Genomic DNA, 23470 nt, shown 5'->3' with positions numbered 1-23470 from the left:
AGGGGCCGGGCGGATGCCGCGACTCACCGGGCGAGCAGGCGCTCCGCATCCTCGGCGCTGAGCTCGGCGAACCGCGCCACCGACTCCGCCACCGACACGCCGGTGGCGAGCGCGTGCTTGGCGGCCGACGTCGCCGCGTCGTATCCGATGACCGGGACCAGGGCGGTCACGGCCCCGACGGAGCGCGCGACGCGGTCCGCGAGGAGCGACGCGTTCGCCTCGATGCCCTCCACGCAGTACTCGCGGAGGACGCGCGCGCCCCGCGTGAGCCATCCGGCCGACTGCAGCAGCGAGTGCGCGATGACCGGCTCGAACGCGTTCAGCTGCAGCTGCCCGCCCTCGGCGGCGACCGCGATCGTCACGTCCGCGCCGATGACGGCGAAGGCGATCTGGTTCACCACCTCCGGGATCACCGGATTGACCTTGCCCGGCATGATCGACGAGCCCGCCTGCCGCGCCGGCAACCGGATCTCCGAGAGACCCGCCTGCGGACCGCTCGAGAGCAGCCGCAGGTCGTTGCAGATCTTCGAGAGCTTCACCGCCGTGCGACGCAGCATCGCCGATGCGTGGAGGAACCCGCCGGCATCCCATGTCGCCTCGAAGAGGTGCGCGGCCGGCGTGACCGGGAGCCCGGCGAGACGACCCAACTCTGCGACGACGTCCTCGCGGAACCCGGGCGGCGCGGTGACGCCCGATCCGATCGCGGTCGCGCCGAGGCTGCACTCGAGCAGGAGCGGGACGGCCTCCTCCAGGCGCTGCACGTCCTCGCGCACGGCCACGGCGAACGCCGCGAACTCATCGCCGAGGGTCATCGGCACCGCGTCCTGCAGCTGCGTGCGTCCGACCTTGCGGATCTCGGAGAACTCCCCCGCGCGCTCGGTGAACGCATCCGCGAGCCGCGACAGTTCCGGCGCCAGCTCGAGGAGCACCTCCACGACCGCCAGGCGGATCGCCGTGGGATACACGTCGTTCGTCGACTGACTGCGGTTCACGTCATCGATCGGGTGGATGACGTCGTAGCGCCCGCGCTCGTGGCCCAGCCGCTCCAGCGCCGCGTTGGCGATCACCTCGTTGGCGTTCATGTTCGTGCTCGTCCCGGCGCCGCCCTGCACGACGTCGACGCAGAACTCCTCGTGCAGTTCCCCGCCGCGGATCCGCTCGCACGCGGACTCGATCGCCTCGGCCTGCTCGGCCGTGAGCAGCCCGAGGCCGCGGTTGGCGCGCGCCGCGGCCTGCTTCACGGTCGCGAGCGAGCGGACGAGCGCCGGGTGCCGGCCGATCGGCGTCCCGCTGATCGGAAAGTTCTCCCGCGCCCGGAACGTGTGCACTCCCCAGTACGCGTCGCTGGGCACCTCGACGGTGCCCAACGAGTCGGCCTCGCGGCGGACCGCTCCCATCGCGCTCATGTGCTGATGCAGACGACCTTGGGCTGGGTCATCTCCTCGAACGAGAACCGCACGCCCTCGCGGCCCATGCTGCCGTACTTCGCCCCACCGAACGGCATGCCGTCGACCCGGTAGTCGGACGAGTCGTTGATCATCACGCCGCCCGCCTCGAGCGACTCCGCCACGCGCAGCGCGCGATCGAGGTCGCGCGTGAAGACCGCGGCATGCAGCCCGTACTCGACGTCGTTCGCGAGGGCGACCGCGTCGTCCTCGGCGTCGAAGGGCTGCAGCATCACGATCGGGGCGAACGCCTCGTCGGCCCAGACCTCGCACGAGATCGGCACGCCCTCGAGGACCGTCGGCCAGAACACCGAGCCCTCGCGCCGATCGCCCGCGAGCACGACGGCGCCGGCCGCCACCGCGTCCGCGACGAGCCGCTCGGCGCGTTCGGCCGCGGCCGTCGAGATCATCGGCCCGACATCGGTCGCCTCCGACGCCGGGTCGCCGGCGATCAGCGAAGCGGATGACGCGGCGAACCGTTCGCGGAACGCCTCGTAGGCTCCGCGCTGCACGAGGATCCGCTGGACGCCCACGCAGTTCTGCCCCGCCGCCCAGAACGCGCCCGACACGCAGGCCTCGACCGCCGACGGAACGTCGGCGTCGTCGAAGACGATCACCGGGGCGTTGCCGCCGAGCTCCATCGCGAGCCGCTTGAGCCCCGCGCCGCGCGCGATCGCCTCGCCCGTCGCGAAGCCGCCGGTGAACGACACCATCCGGATCTCGCGGACGGCGAGGAGCGCCTGGGCGAGGTGTCGGTCGCCGTGCACCACCGTCACCATCTCGTCGGGCACGCCCGCGTCGATGAGCACGTCCACGAGGAACTGCGCGGTCAGCGGCGTGGACTGCGACGGCTTGAGGATGACCGCATTGCCGGCGGCGACCGCGGGCCCGAGCTTGTGGGCCACGAGGTTGAGCGCGTCGTTGTAGGGGGTGATCGCGAGGATGATGCCGAGCGGCTCCCTCGTGAACCAGCCCCTGCGACGCTCCGAGCCCTCGAAGGCGTCGAAGGGGATGACCTCGCCCGCATTCGAGCGGGCCGCCTCGGCCGAGAGCGACAGCGTGGTGACGGCGCGCCGCACCTCCTTGCGCGCCTGGCGGACGGTCTTGCCCGCCTCGCGGACGATGAGGTCGGCCGCCGCATCGGCACGCTCGGCGAGCAACGCGGAGGCCCGCTCGAGGGCCGCGTGACGCTGGTACCGCGACATCCGGGTCGAGAGCGCGAAGCCGACGCGCGCCCGCGCCATGATCCGGTCCACGTCGGCGGGCGCATGCTGCGGGACGCGGCCGATCTCGGAGCCGTCGTACTTGTCCACGACGGGGGCGAAGCGCGGTGACATGCCGGTCGCGACCGGGGCGATGAGGATCTCGGTCACCGTGCCGCCTCCCCCACGAGTGCCCCACGCGCGGCCTGGATCACGATGAGGTCGGACAGGAGCGCGTAGGCGGTCTCCGTGCGGCCGGCGCCGGGCCCCGACATCGTCACGGTCCCCAGCAGGTCGGTGTCGAAGGCGACGGCGTTGGTCGCGCCCGAGATGCCGGCGAGCGGATGGTCCAGCGGCAGCGCGACGGGCTCGACGCTCGCGGTGACGGTGCCGTCGGGATTGCGCCGGGCCGAGCCGATGAGCTTCCATCGGCGGCCGTTCGCGGCCGCGTCGGCCACGTCCGCCGGCGAGAGCGAAGAGAGCCCGCGACGCTCGACGTCGGCGGTGGTGATCCCGGCGCCGAGCACCTCGTTCGCGAGGATCACGACCTTCAGCTGCACGTCGGAGCCCTCGAGGTCGGCGGTGGGGTCGGCTTCGGCGAAGCCGAGCTGCTGCGCCTCGGCCACCGCCGCGTCGAGCGCCATCCCGTCCTCCATCCGCCCGAGCACGTAGTTGCTGGTGCCGTTGAGGATGCCTTGGACCGCGCTGATCCGCAGGCCCGCGAACACCCGCTCCGCCAGGCGCAGCACGGGCGTGCCGCTCATCACGGCGCCCTCGTGCTCGAACCGGACCCCGTTCGCCTCGGCGAGCGACCGGAGCTCGGCACCCGCGAGCGCCACAGGCCCCTTGTTCGTGGTCGTGACGTTCCGGCCCGATTCGATCGCCCAGCGCACGTGGGACACCGCCGGTTCGCCGTCGACCGGATTGGTGAAGGTCGCCTCGACGATCGTGTCGGCCGTCGTGTTGCGGATCACGTACTCGTTCCGCGGCTCAGCGTGCCCGCCGGGGAAGCCGGCGAAGTCGGCGCCCGCCGGAAGCGCGAGCACCGCGGCCACGTCGATGCCGTCGGCCTGCATGAGGGAGCCGAGCCGGAGGTCGGTGATCGCGACCACCCGCAGTTCGAAGCCGAGCTCGACGGCCAGCTCGTCGCCGCGCTCGTAGATGAGCTGGGCGAGTGCTCGGTTCACGCCCCCGAAGCCGATGAGGGCCAGGTCATGTCGCTCCACGTGAGTTCCTCCTTGGTCGAAGCGGATGGGAGATCATCCTGTTCGGCCCCGGTGTCCGCCGGCGCTGTCGAATCGACCGCCCGGTTGGTCGGATCGCCCGTCGCTCGGGCGATACGGTCGGTCGTGCTCCGCGAGGCGGCACGCGCGCACTCGCGACTTGCGGCGAGCGGCGTCGAGTTGTAACGTCCTCGAAACCGAGGATCGTGCAATATCGACACGTTGATGTGCTCATATTGCAAGTACTCAACGTCGAGTCCCTCACCACAGACCGGAGGAATTCCCCCCATGACCGGATCAGCCCGCAGCACCGAGCTGCCCAACGCACTTCCGCACACGACGGCGACCCAAGTGCCGTACCGACGATTGCAGCGCTCCATGGACGCGCGCCACCTCATCATGATCGCGCTGGGCGGGGTGATCGGCTCCGGCCTGTTCCTCAGCTCCGGCTACACCATCAACCAGGCCGGCCCGCTCGGCGCGGTCATCGCCTACGGCATCGGCGCGGTCGTGGTCTACCTCGTCATGGCCTGCCTCGGCGAACTCGCGCTCGCCTACCCCGTCTCGGGCGCGTTCCACATCTACGCGGCACGGGCGATCAACCCCGCGACGGGCTTCACCACCGCGTGGCTGTACTGGCTCTGCTGGGTCGTCGCACTCGGCTCGGAGTTCACCGCCGCCGGAATCCTGATGCAGCGGTGGTTCCCCACGGTCGACGTCTGGATCTGGTGCCTCGTGTTCGCGGCACTGCTGTTCACCCTCAATGCGATCTCGGCCCGCGTGTTCGGCGAGACCGAGTTCTGGTTCTCGCTGATCAAGGTCTCGGCCATCATCGGCCTCATCGTGCTCGGCGGGGCGGCCATCTTCGGCATCACCCCCCTCTCGCCCGAGAACCCCGGTGCGGTGCTCTTCAGCAACTTCATGACGCCTGAGGGGCTCTTCCCGACGGGCATCGGCGGCGTGCTCATGACGGCGCTCGTGGTGTTCTACGCGTTCAGCGGTTCCGAGCTCATCGGCGTCGCCGCAGGCGAGACGAAGGACCCGGCCCGCAACATCCCCAAGGCCCTGCGCTCGACCGTGCTGCGGCTCGTCATCTTCTTCATCGGCTCGATCACCGTCATCGCCGCGATCGTGCCCTACGAGCAGACCGGCGTGACCGACAGCCCGTTCGTGACGGTCTTCGAGTACGTCGGCATCCCCTACGCCCCCGACATCATGAACTTCGTCATCATCACCGCACTGCTGTCCGCCGGTAACAGCGGCCTGTTCTCCTGCGCCCGCATGCTCTTCTCGCTCGCCGAGGAGGGGCACGCGCCGCGCGCCTTCACGCGCCTGACCCGCCGTGGCATCCCCATCGTCGCGCTCAGCGTGAGCCTCCTGATCGGCCTGGCGTCGCTCCTCTCGAGCGTCATCGCGCCGGAGACGGTGTACCTCGTGCTCGTGTCGATCGCCGGCTTCGCGGTCGTGGCCGTCTGGATGTCGATCGTCGCGGCGCAGTTCTTCCACCGTCGCGCCTTCGTCCGCTCCGGCGGCGACGTGTCGAAGCTCGCCTACCGGACCCCGCTGTACCCGGTCGTGCCGATCGTCGCCTTCGTGCTGCTCGGCATCTCGATCGTCGCGATCGCGTTCGACCCGAACCAGGTCGCCGCGCTCTACTTCGGCATCCCGTTCGTCGCCGGCTGCTACCTGTTCTTCTGGTTCCGCTACGGCCGGCGCGGGGCGAAGGCCGTGACGCCGATCTCGGAGGAGGCTCCTGTGGACGCGATCGACGGACCTGGTGACCGCGCTGCGCAGTCGGCGAAGGACGACGTGATCGGATGACGCCGACACCCGGGTGGATCGAGATCGATCTCGACGCGATCGAGCACAACCTCGACACCGTACTCCAGCGCTTCGGCACGACGACCGAGGTCTGCACGGTCGTGAAGGCCGACGCCTACGGTCACGGGATCGAGCACGTGCTTCCGCTGATCATCGCCCGGGGCATCCGCACGATCGGCATCACGAGCACCGAGGAAGCGGTCGCCGCCCGCTTCCTCGGCTTCACCGGGCGGATCCTCAGGATCCGCCCGGCGCTCGCCGCCGAGATCGAGGACGGCGTGGCGCACGGCGTCGAGGAATGGGTCGGGGGTGCGGAGCATGCCGAGGTCGTCGCGCAGGTCGCGCGCGATCGCGGCATCCGCATCGCCGTGCACGTCTCCGTCAACGCGACCGGACTGAGCCGGGACGGCATCGAGCTCACCCGACCCGGCGGAACAGACGAGCTGCGCCGCGTGCTCTCGCATCGCGAACTGGACGTCGCCGGCGTGTGCTCGCACTTCCCGAGCGAGGACCGGGCGGATGTCGCGCAGGGAGCCGCGGCGTTCCAGGTCCAGTCCGCCGCAGTCCTCCGCTCCCTGGGCGCCGAGCCCGGCCGGGCGCAACGGCACTGCGCGACCTCCTACGCGGCGCTCACGGTTCCGGATGCCGCGTTCGACATGGTGCGGATCGGCGCCGCGATCTACGGCGACACGGTCGCGCCGGGCACGGCGTTCCGCCCGGCCTTCACGCTCAAGTCCCGCGTCGCCGCGATGAACCGCTACCCGCGCGGCAACACGGTCGGCTACGACCGGACGCATCGGCTCGACCGCGACGCCGTGCTCGCGACCGTCCCCATCGGCTACGCCGACGGCATCCAGCGCTCGCTGGGCGGCCGCGGGTCCGTCCTCATCCGGGGCCGTCGCGTTCCGATCGTGGATCGCCACGCGATGAACACCATCACGGTCGACGTGACCTCGATCGGCGGCGCCGAACTCGGCGACGAGGTCGTGTTCTACGGGGTGCAGGGCGACGAGCGCATCTCGTCCGCCGACCTCGAGCACGCCAACGCGCACATCGCGGCCGACCTCTACTCGGTCTGGGGCCGGCTGCACCCCCGAGTCCCCGTCCGGTCGGCGGCCCCCGCCGCGTCGGCCACGAGGTAGCGCACGCCACTGCGGTGTAATGGAGTCCGACGCCCACCGGTGAAGGAGACGAGACCGTGCAGATCCCCTCATCGCTCGCGCAGGGCCTCCGCCTGGTCGAGACCGCGGTGGAGCGCGAGCGGACCGGCCGACCGGGGCACACGGCGTCGCGTCTCGCCGACGCCGCCGGGATCGAGCGCAGCCGCACCTCGCGGCTGACCCGCGAGCTCCGCCAACTGGACTACCTCGAGCGCGACGAGGCGCAGTCCTACCGAGCCGGCGGTCGGTTCTTCGCCATCGCCGCCGCGCTGCAGGCGCCGCTGCTCGGCGCGTCCCGCGCGCGTCTCCGCGCGATCGCGGCGCGCTTCCCGGTGACCGCTCGCATCACCGGCCGCGACGGTGTCCGCGCCGTACTGCTCCGCCACGAGACGGGGGTGGGCGCATCCGAGTCATCGATCCGTCCCGGCATGGCGACCCCGACGTGGTCGACCGGACCGGGTCGAGCGCTGCTCTGGGACCACGGCCGCGAGGATCTCGAATCGCTGCTCGCCGACGTGCAGTTCGTCGGCGTCGGCGGACCCGGGGCGGCCCGCTCGGCGCCGGAGGTCGTCGCGCTCATGGAGCGGGACCGCGAGCGCGGGATGATCTGGGCGGAAGAGGAATACGACGACGACGTGCTCGAACTCGCGCTTCCGATCAGGGAGGCGGACGGAACGATCATCGCGGCCGTCAGCGTCAGCGCGTCGCTGCGCGAGCGCGCCCGTGCGGGCGATCTCGCCGCGGCCGTCGCGGACGCCGCTGCGGACCTGACCGAGCTGGCGTCACGGCACTGAGCCGTCGGTTCGTTCGGAACGCGGCGCGCCGACCATCCCCGTAGGAGCACCGATGCTGCGCGAGAGGGTGTCGGCCGCCTCCGTGCAGAGCGCCCCGAGCTCCGAGGTGCGCCCGACGAGCGACGTACGCGTGCCCACGATCTGCACGGCAGCCACCACCTCGCCCCGGAAGTCGCGGACCGGCGCCGACACCGAGTAGAGGCCCGGCTCGGCCTCCTCGTCGACGATCACGAAGCCCCGCTCGCGCGCCGCATCGAGCCGCGCGACGAAGTCGTCGATCGAGTGCGGAGCATTCGGCCCCGCACTGCGGAACTCCGTCCGCGCGAAGACGGCACCGATCTCGTCGTCGCTCGCATCCCAGAGCACCGCCTGGCCGGCGTCGCTGCAGAACGCGGGATAGGCCCGGCCCAGCCACGATCCGATCATCCGGGAGGACGGCGGGATGCTCTCGACGATGGTGACGGTGCTGTCGCCGACGAGCACCCCGAGGAAGCACGCCTCGTCGGATGCCTCGCTGAGGTGCTCGAGCACGCCGAGCCCGTCGACCCGCAGCCGCCGGTCGGTGAGCTCCTGGGCGGCCGCGTACCAGTTCCAGCTCAAGCGGTACGCCCGATCGTCGCCACGGACGACGAAGCCGAGCGCCTCGAGCGAGGCGAGCGCTCGAGACACCTGTGAGCGATCGCGGCCCAGGTGCGCTGCGACGACCGACACCGTCGCGCGGTATGGTGGCGTGCGCGTCACCTCGGCGAGCGCGGAGATCACCTCGAACCCGCGCCCCATGCTCGACGACACGTCACCCTCACCCGGCATGGGTCTACGGTACCGATCAGCGCTGCTGCGGGCCGTGCGCCGCCACGTCGGCGGCGCGCTTCGCCAGCTCGCGGCTCACCTCGGTGGTCCATCCGCAGTTCGCGCAGATCATGACGTAGCGGCGCGCGAACGTGAACAGCGGGATGAAGAACAGCCACAGCCGGCTCCCGCTCTCGACGAAATGCTGCGCGGCCTCCTCATGGCAGTGGTCGCAGCGGAGGCGCGCCACCGCGATCTCCCGCTCGCGCGGGAACACTCCGATGAAGAGGAACATGCTCCGATGCTACGGAGCAGGGCGGGCGCCCGACATCCCCTCCACGGCGTCCTCGATCCCGACCGGTTCCCGTTCGACATCCTCCACGTAGAGCGTGCCGGCGACGATGAGGCCGTCGCGGATCCGGAAGAGCGTGACCCCACGCACCTCGAACGGCTGCCGATCCGAGCGGGTGCCGTGCCAGACCCATTCGCACCAGTTCAGGTCGCCGTCCTGCACGGAGCGGACGACCTCCGCCCGGAAGTCCGGGATGCCGCGCAGCATCGCGCCCCAGTTCGCGCGAACCTGCTCGCGTCCGACGAAGGCACGACCCGGGTGAGCCGGCTGCCGGCTGTCGTAGTCGGGGTGGAAGAGCCCGACCATCCGATCCAGGTCGTGATCGTTCATCGCCCGCACCAGCTGGTCGATCACGAGGCCCGGATCGGGTCGCTCGTCCGGCGTCACCTCTCCCATGGGCCCAGCATCCTCTCCCCGTCGCCGGATGTCACCGGCAGCCGCGAGACGTGCGCTACAGTCGCCGCATGCAATGCCGGTGAGCCGCCTCCACCCCTCGTACCTGCGCGCCCCGCGCCACCGAAAGGCCCACCCATGCACGAATCCCTCCCGCTGGCCGGCACGACCGCCCTCGTCACCGGCGTGTCCCGCCGCCGCGGCATCGGCTACGCCGTCGCCGAGAAGCTCGCCGCCCTCGGCGCGAGCGTGTTCCTCCACCACTACCGGCCGCACGACCTCGCGCAGCCGTGGGGCGGTGACGATCTCGACGCGGTTCGCGCCGGCATCCGCTCGTCGCTGACCGCCGGCGCCCGGTTCGGCGACCTGAGTGCCGACCTGACGGATGCCACGCAGATCGAGCCGCTCATCGCGGCGGCGAGCGGCCTCGCGGGCGGGCTCGACATCCTGGTCTGCAACCACGCCCGGAGCGGCGACGACGGCGGGATCCTCGACATGACGCCCGAGCGCCTCGACGGGTTCTGGGACGTGAACGCCCGCTCCACGATCCTGCTCACGGCGGCCTTCGCGCGCACGAAGGCCCGTCGGCCCGATGCGGCGCCGCGGCGCCCGGGCGAGCGGATGGCACGTCCGGCACCGTTCCCCCAACCGCAGGGCCGGGTGTTCTGGATGACGTCGGGGCAACTGCACGGGCCGATGCGCGGCGAGGTGGCCTACGCGGCGAGCAAGGCCGCGCTCGCCGGCGTCACCGCGACGGCCGCCGCCGAACTGCTCGACCTCGGGATCGTCCTGAACACGATCAACCCCGGCCCGGTCAACACCGGGTACATGGACCCGGGCACCGCGGATCGCCCGCTCGAGGGGCTCGAGCAGCACCTCGCGACCACGCCGTTCGGCCGGTACGGCAGGCCCGAGGATGCCGCCGAGCTCATCGGATGGCTCGCGACGCCGAGCGGCGCGTGGGTCGTCGGGCAGGTGCTGACCAGTGATGGCGGGTTCGCACTCGGGTGAGCTGCGGAGGGCGAGATGTCGGCGGCGTGCGAGAGCATACGGGGATGGACGATGGAGTCATCGACTGGCTGCTCCGCGCCGACCCGGCGATCACCTGGCAGGTGCGACGCGACCTGCTCGACGAGCCGCCCGAACGGGTGGCCGCCGAACGCGCGCGGGTGGCAGGCGAAGGCTGGGGCGCCGACCTCCTCGCGCTGCAGGATGCGAACGGCTACTGGGGCAGTGCCGTCTACGGCGAGCGCCGCGAGCGCGACTCGGTGATGTGGACGCTCCAGGTGCTGCTCCGGTTCGGCATCGACCCCGAGGCGCCCGCGGTGCGGCGCGCGATCGAGCGCGTCCACGACCACGTCCGGTGGGCCGACGACGTGGGCGGCCGACCGTTCTTCGAGGGCGAGGTCGAGGAGTGCGTGAACGGCGGCGTGCTGAGCTACGCCGCGTACTTCGGCGTGCTCGACGGGGCCGACCGCCTCGTCGACCGCCTGCTCGGCCAGCGCCGCGTCGACGGCGGATGGAACTGCGCCGAACCACGGCCGACGCCCCGCTCGTCGTTCGACAGCACGCTGTGCGTGCTCGAGGGGCTCCGCGCGTACCAGCGCGTCACCGGGTCGACCGATGCCGCCCTCGCCGAGGCCGTCGAGGGCGGCGAGGAGTACCTGCTCGAACGCCACCTCTTCCTCCGCAAGTCGACCGGCGAGGTCGCGAACGACCGGTACGTCGAATTCTCCTTCCCGATGTACTGGTTCTACGACGTGCTGCGCGCGCTCGAGCACTTCCGCGCCGACGGCGGGCGTCCCGATCCGCGACTCGCGCCCGCCCTCGACCTGCTCCGGTCGCGTCGCGGCGGCGACGGGCGGTGGCCTGCCGGACCGCAACGCTCCGCGCTGCGCGCCTACGTCCTCGAGAAACCGAAGGGCGAACCGAGCCGCTGGAACACGTTGCGCGCGCTCCGCGTGCTGAAGTGGGCGGCGCCCGATTCGGCCTGAGGCCCTCCCGAACGTCAGCCCGGCCTCAGCGACGCGTCGAAGCGTGGCACATCCGGTCGCGCACCCACCCCGCGGCATCCGCCTGCGAGAGCTCGCCCGAACGGACCAGCCGCACGAAGGCGATGGCCTCCTCGCTGAGCCGCCAGTCCTCGCTGCCGGGCGCATCGCGCAGCACGTGGACGACGAGCCAGCGCGTGATCACCCCGCCGAGACGGGCGGCGACGGCGACCGTGCCCGCGAAGTGCCGCGCCTGCCCGTCGGTGTCGTCGTCCATCGGCGCGCGGAAGCCGCGACCGCGGATCCGATTGCGACCACCCGATGCCGCGTCGAACAGCCAGACCGGACCGCGACGCACCCCGGCCACCCGCCCGAGCTCCCGCAGGAACCGCCCGTTCGGGTACCCGCGCTCGGCGAGCCGGTCGATCGATTCGGCGAGCGCGGCGCAGGCATCCATCACGTCAGGCTATGCCGAGATGGGCCCCGCGACCCGCGCCGCTCAGCTGGGAAGCTCGACAGTGTACGAGACGATCTCGGTGATGCGCCCGTCGTCGGCGAAGTCGAAGATGTCGCACGCCGCGACGATCGAGACGTCGCCCTCGCCGTCGGTGTACCTGGCCAGGCTGTCGACGACCACGCTCTCCTCGCCGACGACCGAGCGGAAGCGCTGGAACTCGGTGGTGACGCTCGCGAGGTCGGCCGCAGTGCGATCGAGCGCCTTCTTCACGGCCTTCCGCCCGACCATGGGAGGTCCGCCGACGACCGTCCACACGATGTCGTCGGCGAGGTGCGGGAGCGCGACATCGAACCGGTGGCTCGAGAACGCTCGCGCGATCTTCTCGGTCGTGATGTCGGTCGTGACGTTCATGCGGCTGACCCCCTCGCGCGGCATCCCGCGCCTTCGCGGATGACGGATGCGATCAGCCTGTTCCGAGCCGCGGACGCCGTCAAGAGGCAACCCGCGACTCACCTCGCCGGCACCACCGCCTCGACGACCTGATCGACCACGCGCCTCACCGAGTCATCGCCGAGCAGCCCCGGCAGGGTGAGGTGCTCGAGGAGAAGCCCGCTCATCGCGAGGTACAGCACCAGCGCGGTGGCGCGGTCGCCGGGGAACCCGCCGTCGACGTGGTCGGCGGTCGCGCCCGCCAGGTTCGCCGCGAAGTGGCGCGTGACGGCGGTCGTCAGCCGCTCGTTCCGGGTCGCCTCGAGCCGCAGTTCGAGCAGCGCGAGGTGGGCGGCGCGGTCGGCCATCGCCCGCTCGACGAGCCACAGCATGAGGTCGCGCTCGGTCTCGCGCGTGTGCGCCGGAGCCATCCGCTTCGCCACCTCGACCGGGTCGGGCGCGAGCCGCTCGAACACGTGCGCCGCGAGCTCGTCGACGAGCTGGTCGCGGGTCGCGAAGTAGTTCGACGCGGTGCCTGCGGGCACGCCGGCCGCGCGGTCGACGGCGCCGAACGTCAGGCCACGGCTGCCCTGACCGGCCATGACCTCGACCGCGGCATCCAGCAGCTGTCGTCGTCGCTCGGCATTCCGCACCATCCGCTCGCTCCTCCCGTCGACCCCTCGGCCCATTCGATCACCGACTTGGTGCCATCCTAACCACTCTGGTTATAGTGGTTGAGCCCGCGACACACCAGGCCGCCGCCACGCACGAGACCCTGAGGACGCATGCGAAAGCTCACGTACTACATCTCCCTCTCGATCGACGGCGTCATCGCCGGCCCCGACGACGAGGTCGACTTCTTCCCCGGCTCCGACGAGTACATGGGATGGATGGTCGCCGACTACGGCGACGCCCTGCCCTCGCACGTCCGCGACCGGTTCGGCATCTCGGAGGCCCCGCTCACCCGTTTCGACACGATCGTCATGGGCCGGCGCACGTACGATCCCGCGTTGCAGCTCGGCATCACGTCGCCCTACTCGCACCTGCGCCAGTACGTGGTCTCCGCCGGCCTCGAACCGACGGACCCGGCGGTCACGATGATCACGGACGACCCGGTCGACGCCGTGCGCGCCCTGAAGGCCGAGGACTCGTCGCTCGACATCTACCTCGCCGGCGGCGGCCGCCTGGCCGGCCAGCTGCTCGGCGAGATCGACGAGCTCGTCATCAAGCGGTACCCGGTCGTCGCGGGAGCCGGGCTGCCGGCGTTCGGCCCGGGGTTCTCGCCGACCGTCTTCGAGCTCGACGCCGTGCGCTCGTTCGAGGGAGGCAACCTCGTCGAGTGGTACTCGCGCCGGCCGACCGCAGGGACGAGCCCGCCGTCCCCCAGCCTGCACCGAACCCGGGCGGAGGTCACGGGTCGGCGTGCCCGCGCGTGATTCACCCGCCGAGGAGGTGCCCCGCCTGCTCGACGACGAGCACGACCGCGAGCACGATCATCGCCCCGCCCGAGATCCGCGAGACGAGCCGCATCGCCGAGGGCCGCAGGCGCAGCACGGTCCGCGCGCCGAAGCCGACGGCCGTGTACACCAGCGCGCACGCGGCGACGAAGATCAGGCCGAGCACCGCGAGCTGCACCGGGATCGGCCAGGCGCCCGCGGCATCCGTGAACTGCGGCAGCAATACCACGAGCACCAGCAGGCCCTTCGGGTTCAGCCCGCTCACACCGGCGCCCTGCAGCAGTTGCAGCCGGGGCCGAGCGGATGGCGCGGGCGACCCGCCGCCACCCGCGACGACGGTTCCCCCAGCTGCCGCCACCACCACGACCGGCGGCTCGCGCAGCACCCGCACGCCGAGGTACGTCAGGTAGATCGCCGCGGCGAACGTGAGCGCGACGATGAACCAGGGCAGCGCGGCGACGGCCGCGCCGACGCCGATCGCGACCGCGGCGACCGTGACGAGGTACCCGACGAGGATGCCCGCGAGCGACGGCGCGATGCTGCGCTCGCGCATGCTCGCGCCGATGAGGTATGCCCAGTCGGGGCCGGGCAGCAGCACCATAAGCACCATCATCACCGAGCAGGCGAGCAGCAGTTGGGCGTCCATGAGAAGAACGGTACGGATGTCGCGATGGAAGCCGCTTCCGAGTTCCGCCCTGCCACGAGGCATCCGTGGAAGAATTCACCACATGGACGCCATCGACCGGAGGATCCTTGCCGAGCTGCAGCACGACGGCCGGCTGAGCCTCACCGAGCTCGCCGAGCGCGTGAACCTGAGCATGTCGCCGACGCACCGCCGGCTGCGCGCGCTCGAGGCATCCGGCGCCATCACGGGGTACCGCGCGGTCATCGACCCCGACGCGGTCGGCATGGGCTTCGGTGCGCTCGTGTTCGTCACCATGGCCCAGGCCAACCGCGACACCGTGCCCGCGTTCGACGCCGCGGTCGCCGAGATCCCCGAGGTCACCCAGGCGCTGCGCCTCTTCGGCGACCCCGACTACCTCCTGCAGGTCGCCGTCGCCGACCTGCGCGCCTACGAGAAGCTGTGGGACGAGAAGCTGTCAGCGCTGCCGGGCGTGGCGCGGGTGCAGTCGACGCTGGTCATGAAGACCGTCGTCGATGATCGGGCGTTGCCGCTCTAGCGACGATCCGGCGAGCGCGGCGCAGGCATCCGCCAGGTCACTGCACGGCGGTCGAGCGAGGGCGCTCCAGCCGCAGCGCGGCCGCGCCCTGCCGCGCCACCCCCGGCGTCACGCCGTAGTGGCGCTTGAAGGCGCGGCTGAACGCCGCCTCCGACGTGTAGCCGACGCGGCTCGAGATCGCGGCGATCGGGTCCGTGGTGCGGCCCAGCTCGTCGCGAGCCTGCTCGAGGCGCCAGCCCGCCAGGTAGCGCATGGGCGGTTCGCCGACGAGCGTCGTGAACCGCTCCGCGAAGGCCGACCTCGACATGTTCGACTCGCGCGCGAGGCGGACGAGGCTCCAGTCCTCATCGGGCCGCGCGTGCATGAGGCCGAGGGCCCGGCCCACGTGCGGGTCGCGCAGCGCCGCGAGCCATCCGGTCGCCGGATCGGTCGCGCGCAGCCACCGCCGCAGCACCTGGATGACGAGCACGTCGGCCAGCCGCGTCATCACCGCCTCGCCGCCGGGTTCGATCGACTCGGCCTCGCGCGCCATGAGCCGCAGCACCGCCTGGAAGGCGCCCGCCTCGCCGTCGTCCCACGCGTCGACGCGGATCACCTCCGGCAGCTCGGCGAGCAGGCGCGCGGTCAGCGGCGCGTCGATCCGCATCGCGGCGTAGGCGATCTGCACGCGCTCCCCGCCGCCGCCGAAGCGCATGTGCTCGTACGTGTCGGTCAGCCGCTCGGCGGGGATGTCGAACAGCGGGGTCGACGCGGCATCCGCGGTGCTCAGCATGCGGTGCGGTCGCCCGCGCGTGATGAGCGCGGCGCTGCCGGCCTCGAGCTGATGGCGCTCGCCGCCGATCTCGAGCACGCACCGACCGGCGAGCACGACCGGCAGCATCATGTAGCCGTCGAGCTGGGGGAACTCCACGCCCCACGGCGCGGTGAGCTCGGCGCGGCAGTACAACGCGCCGGTGAAGCGGAGCAGGTGCAGCCCGTCGCCGAGCCGATCGACCGGGGCGCTCGACGCATTCGCGGTGCGGGGATTGACCATGCGTCCACGCTGGCATGCCGGGCGACCGGATGTCCCGACTCGCGGACGAACGGCATATGAAACCGGATCCTCGGCGATTGTCCGTCCACCGTGCCGGGGCGAAGGTGGACGGACACCCACCAGGAAGGACACCGAGATGAACACCGCGACCACCACCACGTACGGCGTCATCGGCGCCACCGGAAAGACCGGCCACCGCATCGCCGACCGCCTCGAGGCGCGCGGGGAGATCGTCCGCCGACTCGCCCGCGGCACCGCCCCCTCCTTCGACTGGGACCGGCCGGACGGCTGGCCCGAGGCCCTGCGCGGAGTCGACCGCCTCTACGTCGCCTACGTGCCCGACCTCGCCGTGCCGGGAGCGGATGCCGCGATCTCGCATCTTGCGCAGGTCGCCCGCGACGCCGGCGTGCACCGCATCGTCCTGCTGTCGGGGCGCGGCGAGGACGGGGCCCGGCGCGCCGAGGACGTGCTCTTCGCGTCGGGGGTCTCGGCGACGGTCGTGCGCTCGAGCTGGTTCGCGCAGAACTTCACCGAGGGGATGCTGCGCGACGCCGTCTCGACCGGCGTGCTCGCCATGCCCGCCGGCGAGGTGCGCGAGCCGTTCATCGACGTCGAGGACCTCGCCGACGTCGCCGTCGAGGCGCTCACCGCGGACGGGCACGAGGGCCGGGTCTTCGAGGTGACGGGGCCCGAGTCGCTCTCGTTCGCCGAGGTCGCCGCCATGCTGACGGAGGCCGGCGGACGCGACATCCGGTACCTGCCCGTCGGGTTCGACGAGTTCCACGCCGCAGTCGCCGCCGAGGCAGGCGCCGAGGTGGCGACCATGCTCACCGAGCTCTGCCGCGAGGTGTTCGACGGGCGCAACGAGCGGACGGCGTCCGGCGTGCAGGAGGCGCTCGGGAGGGACCCGCGCGACCTGCGCGCGGTGCTGCGATCTGGGGGCCTTGCGGCGTAGATTGGCGCTGAACGAGGAGGTTCGCGTGAGCGCCACCGGTTCCACCGGGTCCACCGTCTCCGAGGTCGGCGGGCCTGCGAGCGCAGGCCGGCCCGACCCGGCCCACGTCGACGAGCAGCAGTCACGGGCCGTCGCCGAGGCCGCCCGCGAACAGGAGTGGCGCAAGCCGAGCTTCGCCAAGGGCGTCTACCTCGGGCAGTTCGACCTGTCGCTGATCCATCCGCACCCGAGGCCCGCGCGCGAGCGCGTCGAACGAGGTGAGCGATTCCTCGCCGAGCTCGAGGCGTACCTCCGCACCGTCGACGCCGCGCAGATCGAGCGCGAGGCGCGGATCCCCGACGAGGTCTACCAGAAGCTCGCCGAGCTCGGCTGCTTCGGCATGAAGATTCCCGTCGAGTACGGCGGCCTCGGGCTCGGGCAGTACTACTACAACCACGCGCTCGCGATGATCGGCACCGTGAACCCGGCGATGGTCGCGCTGCTCTCGGCGCACCAGTCCGTCGGCCTGCCCGAACCGCTCGTGCTCGCAGGCACCGAGGAGCAGAGGCGCCGGTACCTGCCGCGCTGCGCGACGGGAGCCATCAGCGCGTTCCTGCTGACGGAGCCCGAGGTCGGTTCCGACCCGGCGCGACTGCAGGCGACCGCGGTGCCGAGCGACGACGGCTCCGAGTACGTGCTCGACGGCACGAAGCTCTGGACCACCAACGGCGTCGTCGCCGAACTGCTCGTCGTGATGGCGCGGGTGCCACGGTCACCCGACGAGCAGGCCGACGGCCACCGCGGAGGCATCAGCGCCTTCATCGTCGAAGCGGATGCCCCGGGCATCACCGTGCACCGTCGAAACGCGTTCATGGGGCTGCGCGGCCTCGAGAACGGGCTGACGACCCTGCGCGGTGTGCGCGTGCCGCGCGAGAACCTCATCGGCAACGAGGGTGAAGGGCTCAAGATCGCGCTGACCACCCTCAACGCCGGTCGGCTGGCGATCCCCGCGATCTGCGCCGGTGCCGGCAAGTGGGGCCTCAAGATCGCGCGCGAGTGGTCGAACGCCCGGGTGCAGTGGGGCAAGCCGATCGGCGAGCACGCCGCCGTGGCGCACAAGATCGCGTTCATCGCCGCGACGACGTTCGCACTGGAGGCGGTCGTCGACCTCTCGGGCGTCCTGGCCGACGAGGGTCGCAAGGACATCCGCATCGAGGCGGCGCTGGCCAAGCTGTGGGCGTCGGAGATGGGCTGGCGGATCGCCGACGAGCTCGTGCAGATCCGAGGCGGCCGCGGGTTCGAGACGGCCGAGTCGCTCGCGGCCCGCGGCGAGCGCGCGGTGCCGGTCGAGCAGATGCTCCGCGACCTGCGGATCAACCGCATCTTCGAGGGCTCGAGCGAGATCATGCGCCTGCTCATCGCGCGCGAGGCGGTCGACGCCCACCTCAAGGTCGCGGGCGACCTGATCGACCCGCACCAGGACCTCGCCGGCAAGCTCAAGGCGGCCGTCTCGGCGAGCGGGTTCTACGCGCGCTGGCTGCCGCAGCTCGTCGCCGGCAAGGGCGACTTGCCCACCTCGTATGACGAGTTCGGTGCGCTCGCGCCGCACCTGCGCTACGTCGAGCGCACGAGCCGCAAGCTCGCGCGCGAGACGTTCTACGGGATGGCGCGCTGGCAGGGCGGCCTCGAGAAGAAGCAGGGCTTCCTCGCCCGCGTCGTCGACATCGGCGCGGAGCTCTTCGCCGTGTCGGCGTCGTGCGTCCGCGCCGCGATGATCGCCGCCGACACCCCGGAGCATGGGAAGGCCGCCTACCAGCTCGCCGACACGTTCGCCGAGCAGTCGCGTCACCGCACCGAGCGGTTGCTCGACGAGCTCTGGCGCAACACGGATGTCGCCGACGAACGCCTCGCCGCGCGCGTGCTCGAGGGCCACTACGCCTGGCTCGAACAGGGGATCATGGACGTGAGCGAGGGCACCGGGCCGTGGATCACGGAGGAGGTGCCCGCCGACGCGGCCGAGAACGTCGCGCGCCGCGTCATCCGCCCGACCGAAGGCTCGTAGCCGATCCGGCCGACGCTGCCACGCGCGACCCGAGAGCGCGGGCCTCAGTGCGGCGCCACCCCTTCACCTCGGCGTCCACGGCGCGGGGTCTCGACCCTTCGATCCGCTACACCTCGGCGAGTTCGACGCGCGGTTCGAGGCCGAGGAAGTCGCCGTAGCGGGCGGCGGCCTCGCGGATCGACGCGAGCTCGCGCGCGTTCAGGTCGCGGAGCGGCCGGATCTCGAACACCACCGCGGTCGCGGTGACCGAGCGACGCATGCCGGCCAGCAATTGGGCGTCGACGAGGGCCATGCCGATGGCGGATTCGCGTCCGCCCGGGACGAGCCCCTCGGAGTCGATCACCAGCCGGGAGTCCTGGTAGCCGCGGTACATCTCGTCGAGCAGCTGCAGCAGGTGGCCCGACGGCGATGCCGCGGAAGGGATGTCGCCGGGCGCACGCCAGAACGTGCGCCCGTCGTGCTCGAACGACTCGAGTCGGTCGCCGGCGACCGCGGCGAGCCCGCGCCGCACGTCGGTCAGGGTGAGCGTGGCCCAGTACGCGAGATCGCGCTCGGTGGCCGGGCCGTGCGAGGTGAAGTACCGGAGAGCGAGTTCGGCGAGCGCCTCGTCGCGGTCGAGGCGTCTTGGCGCGGGCACCCGGTCGGCGAACAGGGCGTACGTGTGCTCGCCGTCGCGCGGCGCGCCGCTGCACACGAGGGCGTGGAGCTCGAGGTGCCCGAACAGCAGCATCGGCTGCGGGCCGCCGAGCTCCTCGCCGCGCTCGGCCAGCGCGTCGACGAGCTCGCGTCGCGTGCGGTCGGGGGTCTCGGCGAGGATCGAGGTCACGGCGTCGGTGAGCCGCGACATCCGCTCGGCCAACGGCCGCAACTGCTGGTCGATGACGGGCAGCACCCGCGGCGCGGTGAGCTCGAGCAGCCACTGCGCATCGTCGGCGTGCACGTAGTGCCAGGTCGGTCGCAGCACGTGCGTCCGCAGCACGCGACCGCTCGCGATCGCGCCCGCGAGGTCGTGCGGGTCGGGCGACCCGGTCCGGGTCGCGACCGCCCACGCCGACTGCGACGGGTTCTCGGCCTGCACGCCCAGCAGCGAGGAGACGACCTGCTCTGCACCCGCGACCGGCGCCGCGAGGTGCTGGGAGTGCAGCCGCCAGCGGGCGAGGTCGCGGTCGGATGTCACGCCCGCGCGTCCTCCAGGTGCGGCGCGCCGTGGCTCAGCACCTTGACCACGAGGTTGTGCTTGCGGAGCGTGCGGATGGTGCGCGCGACCTCGTCGGGCGTGCGCCCGAGCGCGAGCTCGTTCACGACGACGAGCACGTCGCCGGCCCTGAGCGTGTCGAATAGTCGGCCGAGTCGCTGCTCCCACGACTCGGGCGCCTCGGGAGTCGGGTAGCGGAAGTCGAGGATCTGCACGCCGAAGCGGGCCAGGTCGGTGCGCTGCTCGAGGATCGGCGGCATGTCGTCGCGCGGCACCACGAGGCCGACGAGCCGCGAGCCCTCGGGACGCGCCTTCCACCAGTCGTGGTTGCGCTGCAGCTCGACGAAGCACTCGGGGCAGCCGAGCGCGTGGTGGCCCGGCTCGTGCGCGATGCCCGCGGCATCCGTCGTCGAACCGGTCGTCTGCTCAGCCATGTCGGAACCCCTTCGTCTCAGGTTCCATTCTCGCCGAGGCCGGGCGAGGTTCACCGCATCCGCAACACCACGCTGCCGCGCTTGCGGCCGGTGTCGACGTAGCGATGCGCCTCGACGATGTCGTCGAGGTCGAAGGTGCGGTCGATGACCGGGCGCAGCGCGCCGGATTCGGCGAGCGCGGCGAGGCGTGCCATCCCCTCGGAGCCCATCTCGCCGCCCTGGTGGTCGACGCGGATGCCGCTGCGGCGCGCCTGCCGACCTGCGGCGAGCATGCCGCGCAGGTCGGTGATGACGAGCAGGAGCGCGCCGCCGGGACGGATGAGGTGCGCGACCCGCGCGAACGGCGCGTTGCCGACGCCGTCGACGATGACGTCGTAGCGGGCGTCGGTGCCCGGCGCGGCGAAGTCCTCGCGGGTGTAGTCGATGACGTGCGAGGCGCCGAGCGAACGCACGAGGTCGGCGTTGCGGCCGCTCGTGACCGCGGTCACGGTCGCGCCGCGGCGGGCGGCGAGCTGGACGACGGCCGAGCCGACCGCGCCCGACGCGCCGTTGACGAGCACCTGGCTGCCCGGGCCGATCTCGACCCGGTCGAGGAAGCGGATGGCGGTGTGCCCGCCGAAGACGACGGCGGCGGCCTCCTCGAACGAGAGGTTCGCGGGGGCGTGGGCGACCTCGCCCGACTCGGCGACGGTGACGTACTCGGCGTGGCCGCCGAAGGCCGCGCCGCGCATGAGGATCACCCGGTCGCCGGGTGCGAAGCGCGTGACCTCCGCCCCCACCGCCTCGACGATGCCCGCCGCCTCCATGCCGAGCACACGCTTCCGCGGCCGGAAGAAGCCGATCGTCGGTCCGACGACCAGCGACAGGCCGCGCGGCACCTCACGTGTGCGGAGACGGTGGTCGGCGATGCTCACGGTCGACGCGTGCACGCGGATCAGCAGTTCGTCGGCGACGGGCGTCGGCACCGGAAGGTCACCGACGCGCACGACCTCCGGGCCGCCGAAGCGGTCGACGATCGCGGCGCGCATCGCGGTCGCCTGCGGGGTGGATGTCGCGGACACCCGTGCTGCGTTGGTCATGGCCTACTCCCTTACGCTGTAAGATTTACTACGTAAGATACGCCTCGGGCGCGACGATGTCCAGAGCTCCTCCGCAATCGCCTGACGGCGTAAGGTGGAGGCATGCCGGCCTCGAAGCACGCCACGCGAGCGCGACTCAGTCGCGACAGCGTGCTGCACACCGCGATGCAGCTCGCCGACCGCCGCGGCCTCGAGGCGCTCACCATGCGCGCCCTCGCCGAGGAGCTGGGCGTCGAGGCGATGTCGATCTACTACCACCTGCCCAACAAGGACGCGATCCTCGACGGCGTCGTCGAGGAGGTCTTCGCCGAGATCGAGTCCGAGGTCGGCGGCTTCGCGGTACCCGCGGCGACGGATGCTGCGGACTGGGCACCCGCACTCCGCGCGCGCATCCTCGGTGCCAGGCGCGTGCTGCTGCGCCATCCGTGGGCCCCATGGATCATGAACCCGCGCGGCGCCTCCGGGCCGAACGCGATGCGCCACGTCGACGGCATCGTCGGCATCATGCGCACGGGCGGCATGTCGTACGAGCTCATCCACCACGCACTGCACGCGATCGGCAGCCGCGTGTACGGGTACGTGCAGGAGCTCAGCGACGACACCGCCGCACCCGCGCCGGTCGAACTCGAGCAGCTCGCGACGTTCGCGCCGAACCTCGCCGGGATGCTCGGCGAGGTCGCGCACGACGACCCCGGCTCGACGCTCGGCTGGTGCGACGACCAGACGGAGTTCGAGTTCGGCCTCGACCTCCTGCTCGAGGGGCTCGAGCGCCGGCGCGCGGCCGAGGCCGAGGCCGCCATCAGCGGGTGAGCGCGGCCTCGGAGTCGAGGCGGGCGAGCTTGTCGGGGTTGGCGACCGAGTAGATCCGGGTGACCAAGCCGTCCTCGACGGTCAGGCTGACCACCCCGAACAGCACGCCGTCGACCTCGACGCGCATCGCCGGCGCGCCGTTGACCAGCACACGCGACGCGACGGGGTGCACGCCGAACTTCTCGAGCCCGCCGCGCAGGTACGCGACGATCTTCGCCGCACTGACGATCGGGCGGCGGGCGGCGCCGCGCACCTTGCCGCCGCCGTCGGCGATCGCGACGGCGTCGGGGGCGAGCACGTCCATCAGCGCCTGCAGCTCGCCCGTGTTGAACGCGGCGATGAACCGCTCGAGCACCTGCTCCTGCTCGCTCGGTTCGACGTGCATGCGCGGACGCCTCGCCGCGACGTGCTCCTTCGCCCGGTGTGCGATCTGCCGTACCGCGGCGGGAGACTTGTCGACCGCGACCGCGATCTCGTCGTACGGCACGTCGAACACCTCGCGCAGCACGAAGACCGCCCGTTCGGCGGGGCCGAGGGTCTCGAGCACCGTGAGGGTGGCCATCGACAGGCTCTCGGCGAGCTCGACGTCGTCCGCGACATCGGGGCTCGTCAGCACCGGCTCGGGCAGCCACTCCCCCACGTACTCCTCGCGACGGCGCGACACCGTTCGCAGGTGGTTCAGCGCCTGCCGGGTCACGATGCGCACGAGGTATGCGCGCGCATCGCGCACCTCGCCCCGGTCGACGGACGCCCAGCGCAGCCAGGTCTCCTGCAGCACGTCTTCCGCATCGGCGGCCGAGCCGAGCAGCTCGTACGCGACCGTGAACAGCAGGCCGCGGTGGATGACGAACGGGTCGTCGCTCATGGCGCTCACCCTACGCGAGGCCGGCGACGGTCGATCGGGTCCGGCAGCGGGCCGGGCCGGCGAGCGCGGCGGTGAGATGCGTTCGGTGGTCATGCCTCCTCCACGTCTCGGAACGGTGCGTCGACATGGAGACACCGGCAGGGCGGTCGGTGTGACACTCCGAGCGGCGACAGCTCCTCACCGCGCGTCAGCCGTGCGCACCGGCTTCGCGTGGGGTGCATGCCTCCTGTCTCGCAGATCACGCCGGCGCGACATCCGCACCATTCGCCCCGCCGTTCGTCGCAACGATCGCCCGCTCGTCGCACCGATGCGCCGTCGACCGCGCCCGCCCGTCCACGAGGCCGGCGCCCTCCGTAGCGTGACG

25 protein-coding genes are annotated in these 23470 nt (G+C 72.0%); 10 read left to right on the top strand and 15 right to left on the bottom strand.

The window, feature by feature from the left end:
- Positions 1-23: 23 nt before the first annotated feature.
- The 3 genes from AC3RKB_RS09805 to AC3RKB_RS09795 are packed head-to-tail and all read right to left on the bottom strand — an operon-like array spanning position 24 to position 3873.
- Positions 24-1406, bottom strand: coding sequence for an aspartate ammonia-lyase (locus tag AC3RKB_RS09805; RefSeq protein ID WP_491435898.1), 1383 nt, complete (start codon positions 1404-1406; stop codon positions 24-26).
- A complete protein-coding gene (locus tag AC3RKB_RS09800) occupies positions 1403-2818 on the bottom strand; it encodes an aldehyde dehydrogenase family protein (protein ID WP_491435897.1) in 1416 nt (471 codons plus the stop codon). Before AC3RKB_RS09800 ends, AC3RKB_RS09805 begins: the two co-directional genes overlap by 4 nt.
- Positions 2815-3873, bottom strand: coding sequence for a homoserine dehydrogenase (locus AC3RKB_RS09795; protein WP_491435896.1), 1059 nt, complete (start codon positions 3871-3873; stop codon positions 2815-2817). The genes AC3RKB_RS09800 and AC3RKB_RS09795 overlap by 4 nt, the downstream gene beginning before the upstream one ends.
- 285 nt (positions 3874-4158) lie before the next feature.
- Between AC3RKB_RS09795 and AC3RKB_RS09790 the strand changes: the two genes are divergently transcribed.
- From AC3RKB_RS09790 to AC3RKB_RS09780, 3 genes are read left to right on the top strand one after another with little or no spacing between them, the layout of a single operon-like run.
- Positions 4159-5691 (top strand): amino acid permease, encoded by a 1533-nt coding sequence (locus tag AC3RKB_RS09790; protein ID WP_491435895.1) that lies wholly within the window; start codon positions 4159-4161, stop codon positions 5689-5691.
- Positions 5688-6833 carry an alanine racemase gene (alr, locus tag AC3RKB_RS09785; RefSeq protein WP_491435894.1) on the top strand — a complete coding sequence of 382 codons (1146 nt, stop codon included), beginning with the start codon at positions 5688-5690 and terminating at the stop codon, positions 6831-6833. Before AC3RKB_RS09790 ends, alr begins: the two co-directional genes overlap by 4 nt.
- Before the next feature lie 56 nt (positions 6834-6889).
- Positions 6890-7645: an IclR family transcriptional regulator domain-containing protein gene (locus tag AC3RKB_RS09780; protein WP_491435893.1), complete on the top strand. Its 756-nt coding sequence runs from the start codon at positions 6890-6892 to the stop codon at positions 7643-7645.
- On the opposite strand, the gene AC3RKB_RS09775 is transcribed toward AC3RKB_RS09780, so the two are convergent.
- The 3 genes from AC3RKB_RS09775 to AC3RKB_RS09765 are packed head-to-tail and all read right to left on the bottom strand — an operon-like array spanning position 7634 to position 9182.
- Entirely contained in the window at positions 7634-8455 is an 822-nt protein-coding gene (locus tag AC3RKB_RS09775) for an IclR family transcriptional regulator (protein WP_491435892.1), read from the bottom strand. The genes AC3RKB_RS09780 and AC3RKB_RS09775 overlap by 12 nt on opposite strands.
- A gap of 16 nt (positions 8456-8471) precedes the next feature.
- Positions 8472-8729, bottom strand: a complete 258-nt coding sequence (locus AC3RKB_RS09770; protein WP_491435891.1) for a zinc-ribbon domain-containing protein — start codon at positions 8727-8729, stop codon at positions 8472-8474.
- Positions 8730-8738: 9 nt separating this feature from the next.
- Complete coding sequence (locus tag AC3RKB_RS09765) at positions 8739-9182, bottom strand: nuclear transport factor 2 family protein (RefSeq protein ID WP_491435890.1); 444 nt, start codon at positions 9180-9182, stop codon at positions 8739-8741.
- A 135-nt stretch (positions 9183-9317) separates the two neighbouring features.
- Here AC3RKB_RS09765 and AC3RKB_RS09760 point away from each other — a divergent pair, with 135 nt between their 5' ends.
- Both AC3RKB_RS09760 and AC3RKB_RS09755 read left to right on the top strand, forming a co-directional pair.
- Positions 9318-10190, top strand: coding sequence for an SDR family oxidoreductase (locus tag AC3RKB_RS09760; RefSeq protein WP_491435889.1), 873 nt, complete (start codon positions 9318-9320; stop codon positions 10188-10190).
- 44 nt (positions 10191-10234) lie between these two features.
- The gene (locus AC3RKB_RS09755; RefSeq protein ID WP_491435888.1) at positions 10235-11173 is read left to right on the top strand and encodes a prenyltransferase/squalene oxidase repeat-containing protein; all 939 of its coding nucleotides are present in this window, start codon (positions 10235-10237) and stop codon (positions 11171-11173) included.
- Between the two features lie 25 nt (positions 11174-11198).
- Here the strand turns inward: AC3RKB_RS09755 and AC3RKB_RS09750 are convergent, their stop codons facing one another.
- The 3 genes from AC3RKB_RS09750 to AC3RKB_RS09740 form a co-directional block, all read right to left on the bottom strand.
- Positions 11199-11627, bottom strand: a complete 429-nt coding sequence (locus AC3RKB_RS09750) for a hypothetical protein (protein WP_491435886.1) — start codon at positions 11625-11627, stop codon at positions 11199-11201.
- 42 nt (positions 11628-11669) lie between these two features.
- On the bottom strand, positions 11670-12038 hold the full coding sequence (locus AC3RKB_RS09745; protein ID WP_491435885.1) for a nuclear transport factor 2 family protein: 369 nt from the start codon (positions 12036-12038) through the stop codon (positions 11670-11672).
- A 98-nt stretch (positions 12039-12136) separates the two neighbouring features.
- The gene (locus AC3RKB_RS09740; RefSeq protein WP_491435884.1) at positions 12137-12712 is read right to left on the bottom strand and encodes a TetR/AcrR family transcriptional regulator; all 576 of its coding nucleotides are present in this window, start codon (positions 12710-12712) and stop codon (positions 12137-12139) included.
- A 129-nt stretch (positions 12713-12841) separates the two neighbouring features.
- On the opposite strand from AC3RKB_RS09740, the gene AC3RKB_RS09735 reads away from it, so the two are divergent.
- Positions 12842-13492, top strand: coding sequence for a dihydrofolate reductase family protein (locus AC3RKB_RS09735; RefSeq protein ID WP_491435883.1), 651 nt, complete (start codon positions 12842-12844; stop codon positions 13490-13492).
- A 1-nt stretch (position 13493) separates the two neighbouring features.
- On the opposite strand, the gene AC3RKB_RS09730 is transcribed toward AC3RKB_RS09735, so the two are convergent.
- Positions 13494-14159: a LysE family translocator gene (locus tag AC3RKB_RS09730; protein WP_491435882.1), complete on the bottom strand. Its 666-nt coding sequence runs from the start codon at positions 14157-14159 to the stop codon at positions 13494-13496.
- Positions 14160-14241: 82 nt separating this feature from the next.
- On the opposite strand from AC3RKB_RS09730, the gene AC3RKB_RS09725 reads away from it, so the two are divergent.
- The gene (locus AC3RKB_RS09725; protein WP_491435881.1) at positions 14242-14694 is read left to right on the top strand and encodes an Lrp/AsnC family transcriptional regulator; all 453 of its coding nucleotides are present in this window, start codon (positions 14242-14244) and stop codon (positions 14692-14694) included.
- 37 nt (positions 14695-14731) lie between these two features.
- On the opposite strand, the gene AC3RKB_RS09720 is transcribed toward AC3RKB_RS09725, so the two are convergent.
- Positions 14732-15727 (bottom strand): AraC family transcriptional regulator, encoded by a 996-nt coding sequence (locus tag AC3RKB_RS09720; protein ID WP_491435880.1) that lies wholly within the window; start codon positions 15725-15727, stop codon positions 14732-14734.
- Between the two features lie 136 nt (positions 15728-15863).
- Here AC3RKB_RS09720 and AC3RKB_RS09715 point away from each other — a divergent pair, with 136 nt between their 5' ends.
- Together AC3RKB_RS09715 and AC3RKB_RS09710 are read left to right on the top strand one after the other, a co-directional pair.
- Positions 15864-16682 carry a Rossmann-fold NAD(P)-binding domain-containing protein gene (locus tag AC3RKB_RS09715; protein ID WP_491435879.1) on the top strand — a complete coding sequence of 273 codons (819 nt, stop codon included), beginning with the start codon at positions 15864-15866 and terminating at the stop codon, positions 16680-16682.
- 25 nt (positions 16683-16707) lie between these two features.
- A complete protein-coding gene (locus AC3RKB_RS09710; RefSeq protein ID WP_491435878.1) occupies positions 16708-18723 on the top strand; it encodes an acyl-CoA dehydrogenase family protein in 2016 nt (671 codons plus the stop codon).
- A gap of 106 nt (positions 18724-18829) precedes the next feature.
- On the opposite strand, the gene AC3RKB_RS09705 is transcribed toward AC3RKB_RS09710, so the two are convergent.
- Genes AC3RKB_RS09705 through AC3RKB_RS09695 form a run of 3 tightly spaced genes read right to left on the bottom strand, consistent with a single transcriptional unit; the run spans position 18830 to position 21431 of the window.
- Positions 18830-19900 (bottom strand): winged helix DNA-binding domain-containing protein, encoded by a 1071-nt coding sequence (locus AC3RKB_RS09705; protein WP_491435877.1) that lies wholly within the window; start codon positions 19898-19900, stop codon positions 18830-18832.
- Positions 19897-20352 (bottom strand): recombinase family protein, encoded by a 456-nt coding sequence (locus AC3RKB_RS09700; protein WP_491435875.1) that lies wholly within the window; start codon positions 20350-20352, stop codon positions 19897-19899. The genes AC3RKB_RS09705 and AC3RKB_RS09700 overlap by 4 nt, the downstream gene beginning before the upstream one ends.
- A gap of 50 nt (positions 20353-20402) precedes the next feature.
- Positions 20403-21431 carry an NAD(P)-dependent alcohol dehydrogenase gene (locus AC3RKB_RS09695; protein WP_491435874.1) on the bottom strand — a complete coding sequence of 343 codons (1029 nt, stop codon included), beginning with the start codon at positions 21429-21431 and terminating at the stop codon, positions 20403-20405.
- 102 nt (positions 21432-21533) lie between these two features.
- Here AC3RKB_RS09695 and AC3RKB_RS09690 point away from each other — a divergent pair, with 102 nt between their 5' ends.
- The gene (locus tag AC3RKB_RS09690) at positions 21534-22241 is read left to right on the top strand and encodes a TetR/AcrR family transcriptional regulator (RefSeq protein ID WP_491435873.1); all 708 of its coding nucleotides are present in this window, start codon (positions 21534-21536) and stop codon (positions 22239-22241) included.
- Here AC3RKB_RS09690 and AC3RKB_RS09685 read toward each other — a convergent pair.
- Positions 22231-23106, bottom strand: coding sequence for an RNA polymerase sigma-70 factor (locus AC3RKB_RS09685; RefSeq protein ID WP_491435872.1), 876 nt, complete (start codon positions 23104-23106; stop codon positions 22231-22233). The genes AC3RKB_RS09690 and AC3RKB_RS09685 overlap by 11 nt on opposite strands.
- Positions 23107-23470 lie beyond the last annotated feature (364 nt).

It is taken from the genome of Agromyces capsici, from assembly GCF_058349965.1.
This window is presented reverse-complemented; position numbering and strand designations above follow the sequence as displayed.

Bases quoted from the DNA above. Each gene is read 5' to 3' on its own strand.
- AC3RKB_RS09690 (WP_491435873.1), top strand. From the start codon at position 21,534: ATGCCGGCCTCGAAGCACGCCACGCGAGCGCGACTCAGTCGCGACAGC.
- alr (WP_491435894.1), top strand. From the start codon at position 5,688: ATGACGCCGACACCCGGGTGGATCGAGATCGATCTCGACGCGATCGAG.
- AC3RKB_RS09695 (WP_491435874.1), bottom strand. From the start codon at position 21,431: ATGACCAACGCAGCACGGGTGTCCGCGACATCCACCCCGCAGGCGACC.
- AC3RKB_RS09725 (WP_491435881.1), top strand. From the start codon at position 14,242: ATGGACGCCATCGACCGGAGGATCCTTGCCGAGCTGCAGCACGACGGC.
- AC3RKB_RS09805 (WP_491435898.1), bottom strand. From the start codon at position 1,406: ATGAGCGCGATGGGAGCGGTCCGCCGCGAGGCCGACTCGTTGGGCACC.
- AC3RKB_RS09720 (WP_491435880.1), bottom strand. From the start codon at position 15,727: ATGGTCAATCCCCGCACCGCGAATGCGTCGAGCGCCCCGGTCGATCGG.
- AC3RKB_RS09750 (WP_491435886.1), bottom strand. From the start codon at position 11,627: ATGGATGCCTGCGCCGCGCTCGCCGAATCGATCGACCGGCTCGCCGAG.
- AC3RKB_RS09745 (WP_491435885.1), bottom strand. From the start codon at position 12,038: ATGAACGTCACGACCGACATCACGACCGAGAAGATCGCGCGAGCGTTC.
- AC3RKB_RS09700 (WP_491435875.1), bottom strand. From the start codon at position 20,352: ATGGCTGAGCAGACGACCGGTTCGACGACGGATGCCGCGGGCATCGCG.
- AC3RKB_RS09735 (WP_491435883.1), top strand. From the start codon at position 12,842: ATGCGAAAGCTCACGTACTACATCTCCCTCTCGATCGACGGCGTCATC.
- AC3RKB_RS09755 (WP_491435888.1), top strand. From the start codon at position 10,235: ATGGACGATGGAGTCATCGACTGGCTGCTCCGCGCCGACCCGGCGATC.
- AC3RKB_RS09685 (WP_491435872.1), bottom strand. From the start codon at position 23,106: ATGAGCGACGACCCGTTCGTCATCCACCGCGGCCTGCTGTTCACGGTC.
- AC3RKB_RS09765 (WP_491435890.1), bottom strand. From the start codon at position 9,182: ATGGGAGAGGTGACGCCGGACGAGCGACCCGATCCGGGCCTCGTGATC.
- AC3RKB_RS09730 (WP_491435882.1), bottom strand. From the start codon at position 14,159: ATGGACGCCCAACTGCTGCTCGCCTGCTCGGTGATGATGGTGCTTATG.
- AC3RKB_RS09775 (WP_491435892.1), bottom strand. From the start codon at position 8,455: ATGCCGGGTGAGGGTGACGTGTCGTCGAGCATGGGGCGCGGGTTCGAG.
- AC3RKB_RS09740 (WP_491435884.1), bottom strand. From the start codon at position 12,712: ATGGTGCGGAATGCCGAGCGACGACGACAGCTGCTGGATGCCGCGGTC.
- AC3RKB_RS09790 (WP_491435895.1), top strand. From the start codon at position 4,159: ATGACCGGATCAGCCCGCAGCACCGAGCTGCCCAACGCACTTCCGCAC.
- AC3RKB_RS09770 (WP_491435891.1), bottom strand. From the start codon at position 8,729: ATGTTCCTCTTCATCGGAGTGTTCCCGCGCGAGCGGGAGATCGCGGTG.
- AC3RKB_RS09760 (WP_491435889.1), top strand. From the start codon at position 9,318: ATGCACGAATCCCTCCCGCTGGCCGGCACGACCGCCCTCGTCACCGGC.
- AC3RKB_RS09715 (WP_491435879.1), top strand. From the start codon at position 15,864: ATGAACACCGCGACCACCACCACGTACGGCGTCATCGGCGCCACCGGA.